General features: G+C 55.1%; 13 protein-coding genes. 6 read left to right on the top strand and 7 right to left on the bottom strand.

The genetic code is table 11. From position 1 onward, the window contains the following. Window positions 1-41 precede the first annotated feature (41 nt). The 6 genes from aroK to pilM form a co-directional block, all read right to left on the bottom strand. The gene (gene aroK, locus ABLV07_RS10020; RefSeq protein ID WP_002920267.1) at window positions 42-563 is read right to left on the bottom strand and encodes a shikimate kinase AroK; all 522 of its coding nucleotides are present in this window, start codon (window positions 561-563) and stop codon (window positions 42-44) included. Between the two features lie 269 nt (window positions 564-832). Further along, window positions 833-2,077: a DNA uptake porin HofQ gene (gene hofQ / locus ABLV07_RS10015; RefSeq protein WP_151085431.1), complete on the bottom strand. Its 1,245-nt coding sequence runs from the start codon at window positions 2,075-2,077 to the stop codon at window positions 833-835. Further along, the gene (locus ABLV07_RS10010) at window positions 1,983-2,390 is read right to left on the bottom strand and encodes a HofP DNA utilization family protein (RefSeq protein ID WP_072001163.1); all 408 of its coding nucleotides are present in this window, start codon (window positions 2,388-2,390) and stop codon (window positions 1,983-1,985) included. Before ABLV07_RS10010 ends, hofQ begins: the two co-directional genes overlap by 95 nt. Then, window positions 2,380-2,817, bottom strand: coding sequence for a hypothetical protein (locus ABLV07_RS10005; protein WP_032713179.1), 438 nt, complete (start codon window positions 2,815-2,817; stop codon window positions 2,380-2,382). The genes ABLV07_RS10010 and ABLV07_RS10005 overlap by 11 nt, the downstream gene beginning before the upstream one ends. Then, window positions 2,801-3,340, bottom strand: a complete 540-nt coding sequence (locus ABLV07_RS10000) for a PilN domain-containing protein (RefSeq protein WP_139397225.1) — start codon at window positions 3,338-3,340, stop codon at window positions 2,801-2,803. Before ABLV07_RS10000 ends, ABLV07_RS10005 begins: the two co-directional genes overlap by 17 nt. Before the next feature lie 2 nt (window positions 3,341-3,342). Beyond that, window positions 3,343-4,128, bottom strand: coding sequence for a pilus assembly protein PilM (gene pilM / locus ABLV07_RS09995; protein WP_015369382.1), 786 nt, complete (start codon window positions 4,126-4,128; stop codon window positions 3,343-3,345). A 231-nt stretch (window positions 4,129-4,359) separates the two neighbouring features. Here pilM and mrcA point away from each other — a divergent pair, with 231 nt between their 5' ends. Beyond that, window positions 4,360-6,918 carry a peptidoglycan glycosyltransferase/peptidoglycan DD-transpeptidase MrcA gene (gene mrcA / locus ABLV07_RS09990; RefSeq protein WP_032709277.1) on the top strand — a complete coding sequence of 853 codons (2,559 nt, stop codon included), beginning with the start codon at window positions 4,360-4,362 and terminating at the stop codon, window positions 6,916-6,918. 237 nt (window positions 6,919-7,155) lie between these two features. Beyond that, entirely contained in the window at window positions 7,156-8,160 is a 1,005-nt protein-coding gene (locus ABLV07_RS09985; protein WP_047042909.1) for a hypothetical protein, read from the top strand. A 514-nt stretch (window positions 8,161-8,674) separates the two neighbouring features. On the opposite strand, the gene nudE is transcribed toward ABLV07_RS09985, so the two are convergent. Further along, entirely contained in the window at window positions 8,675-9,235 is a 561-nt protein-coding gene (nudE, locus tag ABLV07_RS09980) for an ADP compounds hydrolase NudE (protein ID WP_015703662.1), read from the bottom strand. 285 nt (window positions 9,236-9,520) lie between these two features. Between nudE and ABLV07_RS09975 the strand changes: the two genes are divergently transcribed. Genes ABLV07_RS09975 through hslO form a run of 4 tightly spaced genes read left to right on the top strand, consistent with a single transcriptional unit; the run spans window position 9,521 to window position 13,697 of the window. After that, entirely contained in the window at window positions 9,521-11,650 is a 2,130-nt protein-coding gene (locus tag ABLV07_RS09975) for an intracellular growth attenuator family protein (RefSeq protein ID WP_047740258.1), read from the top strand. Window positions 11,651-11,710: 60 nt separating this feature from the next. Continuing rightward, window positions 11,711-12,394 carry a GMP/IMP nucleotidase gene (gene yrfG / locus ABLV07_RS09970; protein WP_348853706.1) on the top strand — a complete coding sequence of 228 codons (684 nt, stop codon included), beginning with the start codon at window positions 11,711-11,713 and terminating at the stop codon, window positions 12,392-12,394. Next, a complete protein-coding gene (hslR, locus tag ABLV07_RS09965) occupies window positions 12,391-12,792 on the top strand; it encodes a ribosome-associated heat shock protein Hsp15 (RefSeq protein ID WP_015369376.1) in 402 nt (133 codons plus the stop codon). Before yrfG ends, hslR begins: the two co-directional genes overlap by 4 nt. Window positions 12,793-12,818: 26 nt before the next feature. Next, window positions 12,819-13,697 (top strand): Hsp33 family molecular chaperone HslO, encoded by an 879-nt coding sequence (gene hslO, locus ABLV07_RS09960; RefSeq protein WP_015703666.1) that lies wholly within the window; start codon window positions 12,819-12,821, stop codon window positions 13,695-13,697. Window positions 13,698-13,845: the final 148 nt, after the last annotated feature.

Below are 13,845 nucleotides of genomic sequence, written 5' to 3'. Positions count from 1 at the left end.
ACCTCAGTTGCTTTACTCTGACGCACTTTATTAAGCCAGAATTAGTTGCTTTCCAGCATGTGAATAATCTGGTTTGCAACGACTTTCGCGCTTTGATCGTCGGTGCGGATAGTGACATCGGCGATCTCTTCATACAGTGGATTACGTTCATCTGCCAACGCTTCAAGAACTTCACGTGGCGGCGCATCTACTTGTAATAAAGGACGCTTTTTATCGCGCTGCGTACGAGCAAGTTGTTTTTCGATCGTTGTTTCCAGGTAGACCACCACGCCGCGGGCGGAGAGACGGTTACGCGTTTCACGGGATTTTACTGAGCCGCCGCCAGTGGCGAGTACGATTCCCTGTTTTTCCGTCAACTCATTGATGATTTTTTCTTCACGATCGCGGAAGCCTTCTTCGCCTTCGACATCGAAGACCCAGCCGACGTCTGCGCCAGTGCGTTTCTCAATCTCTTGATCAGAATCGTAAAATTCCATGTTGAGCTGTTGGGCTAACTGGCGCCCAATAGTGCTTTTGCCGGCACCCATAGGCCCAACCAGAAAGATATTGCGTTTCTCTGCCATTTTTTCGGTACTACTAAGACTATTCGTTAATGATAAACCCGCTTCGCAGACACCCAGCGCAGCAGGACATGAACTGAAACCTCATATGCAATAGAGCGAGAGTCAGACTAAAAATTATCTCAATACTCCGGCTGGTTTGGCAACAGAATAAAATCGCCGGACATAAAGGGAGGATTGATGTCGTACCCGACTCTCAAATCGGTACCCCTTGTATGCTAAATCCGTCCCCGCGTCAAACACCTGAAACGTGTTTAGCATGAAAAACCCGCTTAATGTACTGCCAGAATACGCGGCGTGATGAAGACAACCAGTTCACGTCGTTCATTATCTTTACCATCATGGCGAAACAGCTGCCCGAGCAAGGGGATTTCGCCAAGCAACGGCACGCTGTCGCGCGCCGACTTATTCTTTTGCGAAAAAATACCGCCCAGCGCCAGGGTCTCGCCGCTTTTCACCTCGACTAAGGTTTCAATTTCTTGCTTATCAATTGCCAACACTTCACCATTCTCCTGCTGCAGTACCTGGCCTGGCGTATTTTCGCTAATGCGCAGCTTCAGGCGCACGCGATCCTGCTGTAGCACCGTCGGCGTCACTTCCATCCCCAGGACCGCCTCTTTAAACTCAACCGAGGTGGCGCCGCTTTCTCCGCTGGAGACCTGATAGGGGATTTCGCTGCCCTGTTTGATACTAGCGGGTTGCAAATGCGACGCAAGCAAGCGTGGACTGGCGATGATGTCCACCTGCTGCTTTTGCTCCAGCGCGGAAAGCTCCAGCTCCAGTAATCGCCCGTTGATCCGGCCGATATTAAAGCCGCCGCGGGTGGTTGCATCTGACACCGCCAGGTTGCTACTCAGGTTGGTCATTTTCCCCATCCCCGGCGTACTGCTGGCCTCCGCCAGGCTCCACTTCACGCCAAGCTCACGCAGGCTGGTCGCGCTCATTGACACAATGTGCGCCGCCAGTTCCACCTGCCCGACCGGCAGATCCATCTCTTCAGCCCACGCCTTCAGCGCCGGCAAATGACGATCGTCGTCGCGGATTAGCAGACGATTAGTACGCCGATCGACAGTCATCGTGCCGCGGGCGCTCAACAGCTTGCCCCCGGATTTCGCCAGTTCGTCTGCGTCGGCATAGCGCAGCGGGATACTGTGGTTACGTAATGGCAGATTCTGCCAGCGTCTGGCCTGCTCGGCTTCCTGCTGCGCCCGTTTTGCTTGCTGCCACGCCTGTGTATGGATGTACAACACCGTGCCCTGCCGGGCCATTGTCAGCCCGGCGCTATCGACAACCGACTGGAGCGCCTGTCGCCAGGGAACGCTGTTTAAGTGGAGCGACAATGTACCACTGACCTCCGGCGCCACGATTACATTAAGATTTTGCATTTCCGCCAGGCTTTGCAGTACCTGGACCACCGGTACATCATCGACCACCAGCGACACCGGCGGTTCTTTTTTCGTCGCCGCGGCCAGCAACGGCAACAGCAGAAGTAGCAACGGGCTTATCCTTCGCATCATGTTGGCTTCCCTTACGTGGCCAGACCCAGCTTGCGGGTTCACACCCGGCGCTGGCCTCCAGAGTTAATGTTTCTGCCGTTAGCTGTCGAATTCGCCAACCGCCAGGCAAAACGTCGTTGCGTCGTACACGCCGCCACTGACCGGTGTGATCCTGAATAAGAGCCAGCCACAGCGCCGGGTGGCCAGTTCCGCCGCCGTAGCGCCACTGTGTCAGTGGCGTGATCTGGCAGCGATCCTCGACGGGTAAAAAAGGATCCCGCGCCCCTGTCAGCAGAGGACAAACCAACAACAGCATGTATCCTTTATGTTTCATCGTCCCTCTCCAGCTGCAGCGACAACTGCAACGCTCCTTTTTCGGCATTCAATGAAAAAGCGCCAGGGTGTACCCCGCAATCGGCAAGCCAGGCAAACAGCGGCGGCACCGCCTGCCAGTCAACCACAGCAAGCATTTCGCCACCGCGCCCCCTCGGTTGCCAGGCCTGTAAGGCGACGCCGGCGACAGGCGGCTCCAGCGGCGAAAAATGCCGGGCCGTCCAACTATGGACTACGCGTTGCTGCAGCGTGGCGCGCAGCGGCAATATTCGCCGCCATTGCGCCTGTAGCGGCACATTCGCGGGCGGTGAAACGCTGACAGCAGCAAGCGAAAACGCCAGACACATTGCCGCAGCCAACACTGCGCCGCAGAGTAACATCAACGACCACCCACGCAGCGCCAGCAGGCATTCAATCGCTACCCGCATCGGTGGTTTCTCCTGCAAGGAAAAAGCTGAATGACCAGCGCCCCTGTGCATCACGCTGCGTCGCCCCTGGCGTAACCGGTTGAAAATCCTCCAGCTTGCTGAGCGCTTTTTCCAGCGCCGCCACCGCCTTGAGGTTCAGCGCCAGGCCGTTGAGGGTGATTCCCTGCGGCTGGTAGTCCAGCCTGGTCAGCCACAGCGGCTCCGGCAATAGTGCAGCCAGCGATAACAGTCGCGGCTGCCAGGCATGCGTCGCCGCCCGCCGCTGCGCTCGCCGTGCCTGCCGCTCACCGCGCTGTATTTCCTCACGCATCTCCCGCTCGCGTTGCAACAGCGCGGAATAAAGCAGATTGTCGGCCTGGGTGCGCATTACCTGCTGCGCCACATCCATCTGACGTAACGTGCGCGTCGCTATCGTCAGAGTGGCGATGCTTAGCGCCATCGCCGCCGCCAGCAGCCCGCCCAGGCGCAAGCGTTGCCGCCGTCGCGTCTCGCGCCACGGCAGAAGATTAATCTGCTGCGCCATGATTATTTACCTCCCAGCGCCAAACCAAGCGCGATAGCAAAGCGATCGCCGCAGGCGGGAAGCGGCGGCTGCAGGCGGTGGATCGCGCTCCAGCAATCGAAGCTATTTTCCGCCAACGGCAGGCTGCTACAGAGCTGGAACTGTTCATCATTGAGGCGCGAGGTTAAGTGCGAGAAAGAGGGGGCTTCAGCGCAAGGACAATAGCCCCAGCGCTCCTGGGTCGCCCATAACCACTGCGCGTCCCCCTGCCAGACCAGGCCCTGAGTCTCGTCAGTAAGCCAGGGAAAAAAAGAAGTGAGAGCAGCCGCATCCGGTACGATAGCCGCCAGGCGCAGCTTAAGCCGCCGCGCCAGCTGACGCAGGGCGTCGATATCCAAACGCTGAGCCGCCGTCGCCTGCCAGCCATCGTTTGCCGCGCGGGCGGCGTAATCGATACACAGCGAAGAGGCAGGCATTTCCAGCTGACGCGCCATCGTGCCCGCTATCCATGTCGCTCTTTCGCTTTCCCGCAGCGACACCTGTGGCGCGGGCAACTGCTTTTGCAGCGTACGGCTGGCGGGAAGCGCAATGCACACCTGATGCTGTAACGGCAGCTCGCGGCGCCATTCACGTAACCGCTTCACCATCTCATTAAGGTCAACGATGCTGCCCTGCGCCACCAGGCCGGGCGGTAGCGGAATTCGCCACCAGCGACGCAAAGCCCAACGCCCGCGTTCGTACAACAGCGCCACGATGGCGACGCTATCCTGTTGAATGTGAATTCCTATACGCCAATTTCTGAAAGTCATGCTTAGATCTCCTTATCCGCGATTGCGATTCAAGGAGCAGCCTGGATATACCATGTGGCGAGATATACCATGTGGCGAAATGGGGGCTTTTAGCGTCGATCGACACGCCGTCCGGAAGGCATAGCGCCAGCAAGCCGCCCCGTAGGGGTATATCAATGCTCCTGGCTTGCCTTTATACTACCGCGCGTTTGTTTATAAACTGCCCAAATAAAACTAAATGGGAATTCTCCGGTGAAGTTCGTAAAGTATCTTTTTATCCTTGCAGTTTGTTGCGTTCTGCTGGGAGCAGGCTCGATTTATGGCCTCTACAAATTTATAGAGCCGCAACTCCCCGATGTCGCGACCTTAAAGGATGTGCGCTTGCAGATCCCGATGCAGGTGTATAGCGCGGACGGCGAGCTTATTGCGCAATATGGCGAAAAGCGCCGCATCCCCGTCACTCTGCAGCAGATGCCGCCGGAGCTGATAAAAGCGTTTATCGCGACTGAAGATAGCCGCTTCTATGAGCATCATGGCGTCGATCCGGTGGGGATTTTCCGCGCCGCCAGCGTGGCGATGTTCTCAGGCCATGCCTCGCAGGGCGCCAGTACCATCACTCAGCAGCTCGCACGTAACTTTTTCCTCAGTCCGGAAAAAACGATAACGCGTAAGATCAAAGAAGTTTTCCTCGCAATCCGCATCGAACAGCTGCTGAATAAAGACGAAATTCTCGATCTTTACCTCAACAAAATTTACCTCGGCTACCGTGCCTATGGCGTCGGCGCCGCCGCGCAGGTTTACTTCGGTAAATCAGTCGATCAGCTGACGCTGAGCGAAATGGCGGTTATCGCCGGTCTGCCGAAAGCGCCTTCCACCTTTAACCCGCTCTATTCGCTGGACCGCGCGACCGCGCGTCGTAACGTGGTGTTGTCGCGAATGTTAAGCGAAGGCTATATCACTCAGACACAGTACGATCAGGCGCGCAGCGAAGCGATTGACGCCAGCTACCATACGCCGGAAATCGCCTTCTCCGCCCCGTATCTGAGCGAAATGGTGCGTCAGGAGATGGTCAACCGCTACGGCGAGCAGGCCTACGAAGACGGCTATCGCGTCTACACCACCATCACGCGTAAAAACCAGCAGGCCGCCCAGCAGTCGGTGCGTAAAAACGTGCTCGATTACGACATGCGCCACGGCTATCGTGGCCCGGCCAATGTGCTGTGGAAAGTTGGCGAGACCCCGTGGGATAACAAAAAAATCCTCGATACGCTGAAAAAACTGCCGGGCGTCGGCCCGCTGGCCCCGGCGGTAGTCACCTCCGCGAACCCGCAGGAAGCGGTCGCGTTGCTGGGCAACGGCACGTCGGTGGCATTAACGATGGATGGCGTCCGCTGGGCGCGTCGCTACGTTTCCGATACGCAACAAGGCTCGACGCCGCGCAAAGTGACCGACGTCATTCAGACCGGGCAGCAAATTTGGGTGCGCAAAGAGGGCGACAAATGGTGGCTGTCGCAGGTGCCGGAAGTAAACTCCGCGCTGGTATCTATCAACCCGCAAAATGGCGCGATTATCGCTCTGGTCGGCGGCTTTGACTTCAATCAGAGTAAGTTCAACCGCGCTACCCAGGCGCTGCGTCAGGTTGGCTCCAATATCAAGCCGTTCCTTTATACCGCGGCGATGGACAAAGGCTTAACCCTCGCCAGTATGCTTAACGATGTGCCGATCTCCCGCTGGGATGCCGGAGCGGGCTCCGACTGGCGGCCGAAAAACTCGCCGCCGCAGTACGCCGGCCCTATTCGTCTGCGTCAGGGATTAGGCCAGTCGAAGAACGTGGTGATGGTGCGCGCGATGCGCGCAATGGGCGTCGATTATGCGGCAGAGTATCTGCAGCGTTTCGGCTTCCCGGCGCAGAACATCGTCCATACCGAATCACTGGCGCTGGGTTCCGCTTCCTTTACCCCGCTACAGGTCGCCCGCGGCTATTCGGTAATGGCCAACGGCGGCTTCCTGATTAATCCGTACTTTATTAGCAAGATTGAGAACGATCAGGGCGGCGTGCTGTTTGAAGAGCGGCCTAAGATCGCCTGTCCGCAGTGTAATTCGCCGGTGATCTACGGCGATACGCCGAAATCCAATGTGCTGGAAAACCAGGATGTTGAAGAGGTCGCCACCTCTCAGGAGCCGCAAAACGGCGACGTTCCGCCACAGCCGCAGCTTGAGCAGGCTAATCAGTCGCTGGTCGCGCAAAGCGGCGCGCCGGAGTATGCCCCGCATGTCATCAACACGCCGTTGGCCTTCCTGATTAAGAGCGCGCTGAATACCAATATTTTCGGCGAACCGGGCTGGATGGGCACCGGCTGGCGTGCGGGCCGCGACCTGCAGCGTCATGATATCGGCGGCAAAACCGGTACCACCAACAGCTCAAAAGACGCGTGGTTCTCCGGCTACGGTCCTGGCGTCGTGACGTCGGTGTGGATTGGCTTCGATGACCACCGCCGCGATTTGGGCCGTACCACCGCTTCCGGCGCGATTAAAGATCAGATTTCGGGTTATGAAGGCGGCGCTAAAAGCGCCCAACCGGCCTGGGATGATTTTATGAAACGGGTACTGGAAGGCGTGCCGGAAGAGCCGTTAACGCCGCCGCCGGGTATTGTGACGGTGAATATCGACCGCAGCACAGGTCAACTGGCTAACGGCGGCAACAGCCGCGCCGAGTACTTCATCGAGGGCACGCAGCCTACCCATCAGGCGGTGCGCGAAGTTGGCACCACCATTACCGATAGCGGTGGCGAAACCCACGAGTTGTTCTAATGCAAGCCACCTTCTAAAAGGTGGCCTGAGAGCAGCAAAAAAACCACCGAAATGAACTGCACCCAAAAAGTTGGATACCCAACGAAGTAAGGTGCAGTTTTTTATGAGCAAAGAATTCCAGCAGGCTCAGGTTGATGATGACCTTCTATCATTGCTATCTCAGACAAAAAAAGGCTTACTGTTCTAAAAAACTTCCGATGTCCCTTTCCATGGAAGCAACTAAGACAAGGATTTTTTATGTCAAGAAAACTAGCTCCTGGTTACTGTATCGTCGAACAGCCGGGCTCTATATCTCTTCAGGCTGGGTTGTTATTCCGAAACCGCAATAGCAGTGCCGCGCGTTACTTTGAACAGCTAAATGCAGGTACGCCTTGGGTCAAACCTGGGCAAATACTCATTGTCGCCGACCCAAATAGCACGATGACAGAACAGACAATCCGTTTGCTCCATCAGGCAAAACAACAGGTAAATAACAATCTGGTAGGAGTCAGTACCGATGAGGCCAGTTTTCTTCAAAGAAACTATGGAATGATTGCCGGAATAACGACTGCAGGAGATAAAATTTTTGGTGCTGTCGGGGATGCTGGAGAAAAATACTTCAAAGCTATAGAAACCACGCTAAAAAAAATAGAGGCCAGCTATCAAAATCAGTTTCGGACACAAGGTACACTTATAGGACAACAGTTCTTTGTTGAGAGAAATCAACTACTGGCTGAACTTAAAATATTAGTTAATAAACCTATTATTAAATATTTAGCAAAACACTCAATCAAATTCCGACCATATGAGGATATGCGAAGAGCATTAAACCTATCCAGTCGTTCAATTGTCCATGAATGGTCAACGGTTGGAGTAGGTGCTATCCCTGGATATTCCACCTATACCGGTAATGCTGCCAGAGCGGCCCGTTTTTTAAAGTATGGCGGATATATTGGCATTGCATTTTCGTTTGCTGGGGCAACAAATAACGTTATAAAATCTTGTACTACTGGAAGAGAAAGTGAATGTGGTAATACAGCATTTAAAGAATATTTTAAATTTGGTGCAAGTACGACGTTAGGTTTAGCCGGAGGTGCTTATGGCTCCACCGGCGCAGTAGCCCTTTGCGTGGGCGTAGGGCTAGCAACAGCTGGAACAGGGGCATTGCCATGCGCGATTATCGGGGGTCTTGCCGGAGGATATATAGGTGGTAAGTTCGGCGAGTACTCGTCAAAAAAAATATTGGAATTAACAGGATACTAGTAATATGCAATACCTGAGCTATGCGTTATTGATTTGTTGTGTGATAGGCATCCTGTTAATGATCGTCTCGTATTTCATATTCATTTCTCACAGAAAAGAATATAGTGCCATCTTAGAAAGTTATTTAGCAAGCAAGCTTGAATTTCCAATGCTATACAACATCCAATCGATGACTGGTTTTTTTGGAGCTTATCCTGTATCATGTTTCTTTCTGGGATTAAAAGAAAATAAAAAAATCCTTTTCATCACAAAAGAAAGCAACGCATATTCATTCTTCTTACAAAAACCAACATTATCAATAGAATGGATGAAGAAATTCTGTTTTTTCTGGAAGACATCTGTAATGTTAGTTCTTATTCCTTGTATTACCGCTTCAATTATTCACGTACTAAGTTTGGCATAACTTTCGTTTTCTTCACCATCAGTAAAGCGCCAGCAATGTTTCCAGCAGGTTTAAGTCAAAGCCACTTTCAGCGAAAATGGCTTTGACGATGGCGACAACAATGTTAGCCACTTACAAACGCCCCTGCGCCTGTAGCCATTCGCGCACCAGAAACAGCGCGCTGACGTTACGCGCTTCATTGAAGTCTTCTTCTTCCAGTAGCGACATCAGCTGCGACAGCGGCCAGCGCACCTGCGGCAGCGGTTCCGGCTCATCGCCCGGCAGCGATTCCGGATAGAGATCTTCCGCAACCATAATGTTCATTTTGCTGGAGAAATAAGATGGCGCCATGCTGAGCTTCTTCAGGAAGGTCAATTGACGGGCGCCGAAACCCACCTCTTCTTTCAGCTCGCGGTTGGCGGCTTCCATGGCCGTCTCGCCGGGGTCGATAAGCCCTTTGGAGAAACCCAATTCGTAGGATTCGGTACCGACCGCATATTCGCGGATTAAAATAATGTGGTCGTCAACAATCGGCACAATCATTACGGCTTCACGCGCGGTGGGCCGCATGCGTTCATAAACGCGACGCACGCCGTTGCTGAACTCCAGGTCCACGCTTTCAACATTAAAAAGACGCGAACGCGCTACCGTTTCAACGTTGAGAATGGTGGGTTTTTGTAATGATTTGCTCATTGTCATCGGTCTATGCTGTGATTACAGAAGTCATTGTGCGATACGCAGCACGGTTTCGGCAATCCAAATTGCCACTAATTTACATAGTTGCAACGTTTTGCTTGCAATGCAAAGATTCATAAAGATAAAAAAGTCAATAGGTTGAATTTGTTTTGAGAATTTACCGATTCCTGAGTTTTCCCGTTTTTGATAAGCTTACATGCTGCTGCATTGCACAATAAAATTTCCTGCATTAGACAACATGTGCCGATAAACAATTAAAATTACTATGACGATGGGATGGGCATGGGCACCTTTCTGACCTTTTTCACAGCTCTGCTACTCTGTGTCTTGCTTATCGGGTGGTGGTATCGATCTCATGCCAGACGTCGTCGCCTCCCCTTACTGCAAGCCTTTAGCGACGCGACGACCCGCAAGCTTTCTGATGATGAACGCCAGGCGGTCGAAAAGTATCTCGATGGCCTCAGCCAGTCGCAACAGGTACCGGCGACCGGCGCCAGCGTCGCGCCTGTCGCCCTGAAACTGAATGAGCAGAGCGACACCGTTTATACCGTCACCCGCGCCGTCACCCGCTATGGCATTTCGTCTGATGAGCCCAACAAATGGCGATACTTCCTCGACTCGGTGGAGGTTCACCTGCCGCCGTTCTGGGAACAGCATATCAACGACGAGAACAGCGTCTCGCTGATCCCAACCGACAGCCTGCCGCTGGTGATTGTTCTCAATGACCACACCTTGCGCGACTATCCGCAGGAAGCCCGCAGCTACGCGCTTGAACGCGCATCGGCTACCCAGGCGTCGATTCGCGGTGAGGAGAGCGAGCAGGTCGAGCTGCTGAACATCCGCCATGAAACTCAGGAAGAGCATGCTCTCAGCCGTCCTGACAGCCTGCGCGAAGGGATTATGATCGTCGCAGCCTTCCTGCTGTTCTATTGCTGCCTGATCTCCCCTGACGTCTTTGCGCCGTGGCTGCTCGGCGGCGGCGTACTGTTGTTGGCAGCGGGCTTATGGGGCATCTATGCGCCGCCGCTGGCCGGTTCGCTACGCGAGATCCACTGCCTGCGCGGAATGCCGAAACGCTGGGGACTGTTTGGCGAGAACGATCAGGAACACGTCAATAATATTTCGCTGGGGATTATCGACCTTATCTATCCGCGCCACTGGCAACCGTGGATCGCCCAGGACCTGGGGCAGCAAACCGATATTGATATTTATCTTAACCGCCATGTGGTTCGCCAGGGGCGCTTCCTGTCGCTGCACGATGAAGTGAAAAACTTCCCGCTGCAGTACTGGCTACGCAGCGCGATTATCGCCGCCGGCGCGCTGCTGGTCGTCATCATGCTGTGGATTAGCGTCCCGCTGAATATGCCCTTTAAATTCACGCTCTCCTGGCTTAAGGGGGCGCAGACCATCGAAGCCACCACCGTCGGCCAGCTTGAGAAGGCGAAAGTCCGCATCGGCGACACGCTGCAGTTAAAAGGTACCGGAATGTGCAACATCCGTACGCCGGGCGCCTGGAGCGCGAAAGAAGCCTCACCGTTTACGCCGTTCGATTGTTCGCAGATCATCTGGAACGACGCGCCTCCCCTGCCGCTGCCGGAGTCCGATATCGTCGGTAAAGCCACGGCGCTGGTCCAGGCGGTACAGCGCCAGTTGCATCCTGACCCGGACGACGATTCACACGTTAGCCCGGCATTACGTTCGGCAATTCAAAAATCAGGAATGGTACTGCTGGATGACTTCGGCGATATCGTGCTGAAAACCAACGATCTCTGCTCGGCGAAAGATGACTGCGTGCGTCTGAAGAACGCGCTGGTCAACCTTGGCAATACCCGCAACTGGGAAGCGCTAACCAAACGCGCCACCGCCGGTAAGCTCGATGGGGTAAACGTGTTGCTGCGGCCGGTGAGCGCCGAATCGCTGGAGAATCTGGTGACCACCTCAACCGCGCCGTTTGTGATGCGTGAAACCTCCCGCGCGGCGCAGGCGCTAAATAGCCCGGCGCCTGGCGGATTCCTGATCGCCAGCGATGAAGGCAGCGAACTGGTCAATCAGCCGTGGCCGGCTATCAGCCTGTACGATTATCCCGCCCACGAGCAGTGGGGAGAGCTACAGCGTCTGGCGGGTATGCTGATGCATACACCATTCCATGCGGAGGGGATTGTCACCAATCTTTATACCGACGCCAATGGCACCCAGCATATCAACCTGCACCGCATTCCCGATCGCAGCGGGCTGTGGCGCTATCTTGGCACCACTCTGCTGCTGCTGGCGATGCTTGGCTGTATGTCGTGGCACGGCGTGCAGGCGATCCGCCGTTATCAGCGCCAGCGTCAGCGCATGGAAGAAATTCAAAAATATTATGAAAGCTGCCTGAATCCGGTTCTCATCCCTTCCCCGGATCATCAAGATTAATTCCTGCGCGGCAGGGTGTGATACCCTGTCGCGCATTTCCCCCCTCGCTGGAGACTCACCATGCAAATCAATATCGCGTGGCAGGAGGTTGATACCGTTCTGCTGGATATGGATGGCACGCTGCTCGACCTCGCCTTCGACAACTACTTCTGGCAAAAACTGGTCCCGGAAACCTGGGGCGCCGCGCGCGGACTCAACCTGCAGGAAGCCAAAGCGGCAATGCATCAGGAGTATCACGCCGTGCAGCATACGCTAAACTGGTACTGTCTTGATTACTGGAGCGAGCGACTGGGTTTGGATATTTGTGCGATGACCAGCGAGCAGGGGCCGCGGGCAAAACTGCGGGAAGATACCGTGCCATTCCTTGATGCGCTGTGGGCCAGCGGCAAGCGCCGCATCCTGTTGACCAATGCGCACCCGCATAATCTGGCGGTGAAGCTCAAGCACACCGGTCTGGACGCGCACCTTGATTTATTACTTTCCACCCACACATTTGGTTATCCGAAAGAGGATCAGCGCCTGTGGCGCGCGGTGGCGGAAGAAACCGGCCTTGATGCGCGCAAAACGCTGTTTGTCGATGACAGCGAGGCTATCCTGGACGCGGCGGCGCAGTTCGGTATTCGTTATTGCCTGGGCGTCACCAATCCGGATTCCGGCCTGGCGGAAAAACAGTATACCCGCCATCCCGGCGTGAACGATTACCGGCGGCTGATCCCTTCCCTGACTCCGGAGGAGAGGCCATGAAAGATAAGCCCGCAGAAAGCGTCAGGCTGGACAAATGGCTTTGGGCAGCCCGCTTTTATAAAACCCGCGCCATCGCGCGCGAGATGGTTGAAGGCGGCAAGGTGCACTACAACGGACAACGTAGTAAGCCGAGCAAAATCGTCGAGCTGAATGCCACCCTGACTCTGCGTCAGGGCAACGACGAGCGTACCGTTATCGTCAAAAGCGTTACCGAACAACGCAGGCCAGCCAGCGAAGCCGTTATGCTGTACGAAGAGACGGCGGAGAGTATCGAGAAACGCGAAAAAGTGGCGCTGGCGCGTAAGCTGAATGCGCTAACGATGCCGCACCCAGACAGACGTCCGGACAAAAAAGAGCGCCGCGACCTGATGAGATTTAAACACGGTGACAGCGAATAGCGCTGCCGCCAGCAAGAGAGATGATTATGACTCAACACGATCAATTACATCGTTATCTGTTTGAAAACTATGCCGTGCGCGGTGAACTGGTCACCGTATCGGACACGTTGGAACAGATCCTGGCCAACCATAGCTACCCGCAGCCGGTGAAAACCGTGCTGTCGGAGCTGCTGGTCGCCACCAGCCTGCTGACCGCCACGCTGAAGTTCGCCGGCGATATTACCGTTCAGCTGCAGGGCGACGGCCCGCTCTCGCTGGCGGTGATCAACGGTAATAACCAGCAGCAGCTGCGCGGCGTCGCTCGCGTTCAGGGCGAAATCCCGGAAGGCGCGGACCTGAAAACGCTGGTCGGCAACGGCTACCTGGTCATTACCATCTCTCCACAGGAAGGCGAGCGCTATCAGGGCGTTGTTGGCCTGGAAGGCGATACCCTGGCGGCATGCCTGGAAGATTACTTCCAGCGTTCCGAACAGCTGCCGACCCGACTGTTCATTCGTACCGGCGAGCACGACGGTAAAGCGGTGGCTGGCGGCATGCTGTTGCAGGTGATGCCGGCTCAGGACGCGCAGCTTAACGACTTCGAGCATCTGGCGACCCTGACCGAGACCATCAAGGCGGAAGAGCTGTTCACCCTGCCGGCGACCGATGTATTATGGCGCCTGTACCATGAGGAAGAGGTGACGGTATACGACCCGCAAGACGTCGAGTTCAAATGCACCTGTTCTCGCCAGCGCTGCGCCGATGCGCTGAAGACGCTGCCGGATGAAGAAGTCGACAGCATCCTCGCCGACGAAGGCGAAATTGATATGCATTGCGACTACTGCGGTAATCATTATCTGTTCAACGCGATGGATATCGCCGAGATCCGCAATAACGCCTCGCCGGCGGATCCGCAGGTACACTAATCGCCCTTCTCGCCGGGCGTTGCCGGGTTTTTCTGGCCCGCCGCGCCTGGCGTCAATTATTTCGACCGCGTGTTGAATCGATTTTCACTGAAAGAGTTACGTAACTTTCTTTCAAGAAAGCGATTACATTCACATTTCAGCAGTTTTT

This window comes from Klebsiella sp. CN_Kp097 (genome assembly GCF_040064495.1).
Lineage (GTDB): Bacteria > Pseudomonadota > Gammaproteobacteria > Enterobacterales > Enterobacteriaceae > Klebsiella > Klebsiella aerogenes.
Note: the sequence above shows the minus strand (reverse complement) of the source record. Positions and strands in the feature narration are given on the sequence as shown.

What these genes read in the sequence shown, in the direction of transcription:
- aroK (WP_002920267.1), bottom strand. Translation starts at nt 563, where the DNA reads ATGGCAGAGAAACGCAATATCTTTCTGGTTGGGCCTATGGGTGCCGGC.
- hofQ (WP_151085431.1), bottom strand. Translation starts at nt 2,077, where the DNA reads ATGATGCGAAGGATAAGCCCGTTGCTACTTCTGCTGTTGCCGTTGCTG.
- ABLV07_RS10010 (WP_072001163.1), bottom strand. Translation starts at nt 2,390, where the DNA reads ATGAAACATAAAGGATACATGCTGTTGTTGGTTTGTCCTCTGCTGACA.
- ABLV07_RS10005 (WP_032713179.1), bottom strand. Translation starts at nt 2,817, where the DNA reads ATGCGGGTAGCGATTGAATGCCTGCTGGCGCTGCGTGGGTGGTCGTTG.
- ABLV07_RS10000 (WP_139397225.1), bottom strand. Translation starts at nt 3,340, where the DNA reads ATGGCGCAGCAGATTAATCTTCTGCCGTGGCGCGAGACGCGACGGCGG.
- pilM (WP_015369382.1), bottom strand. Translation starts at nt 4,128, where the DNA reads ATGACTTTCAGAAATTGGCGTATAGGAATTCACATTCAACAGGATAGC.
- ABLV07_RS09985 (WP_047042909.1), top strand. Translation starts at nt 7,156, where the DNA reads ATGTCAAGAAAACTAGCTCCTGGTTACTGTATCGTCGAACAGCCGGGC.
- nudE (WP_015703662.1), bottom strand. Translation starts at nt 9,235, where the DNA reads ATGAGCAAATCATTACAAAAACCCACCATTCTCAACGTTGAAACGGTA.
- ABLV07_RS09975 (WP_047740258.1), top strand. Translation starts at nt 9,521, where the DNA reads ATGGGCACCTTTCTGACCTTTTTCACAGCTCTGCTACTCTGTGTCTTG.
- yrfG (WP_348853706.1), top strand. Translation starts at nt 11,711, where the DNA reads ATGCAAATCAATATCGCGTGGCAGGAGGTTGATACCGTTCTGCTGGAT.
- hslR (WP_015369376.1), top strand. Translation starts at nt 12,391, where the DNA reads ATGAAAGATAAGCCCGCAGAAAGCGTCAGGCTGGACAAATGGCTTTGG.
- hslO (WP_015703666.1), top strand. Translation starts at nt 12,819, where the DNA reads ATGACTCAACACGATCAATTACATCGTTATCTGTTTGAAAACTATGCC.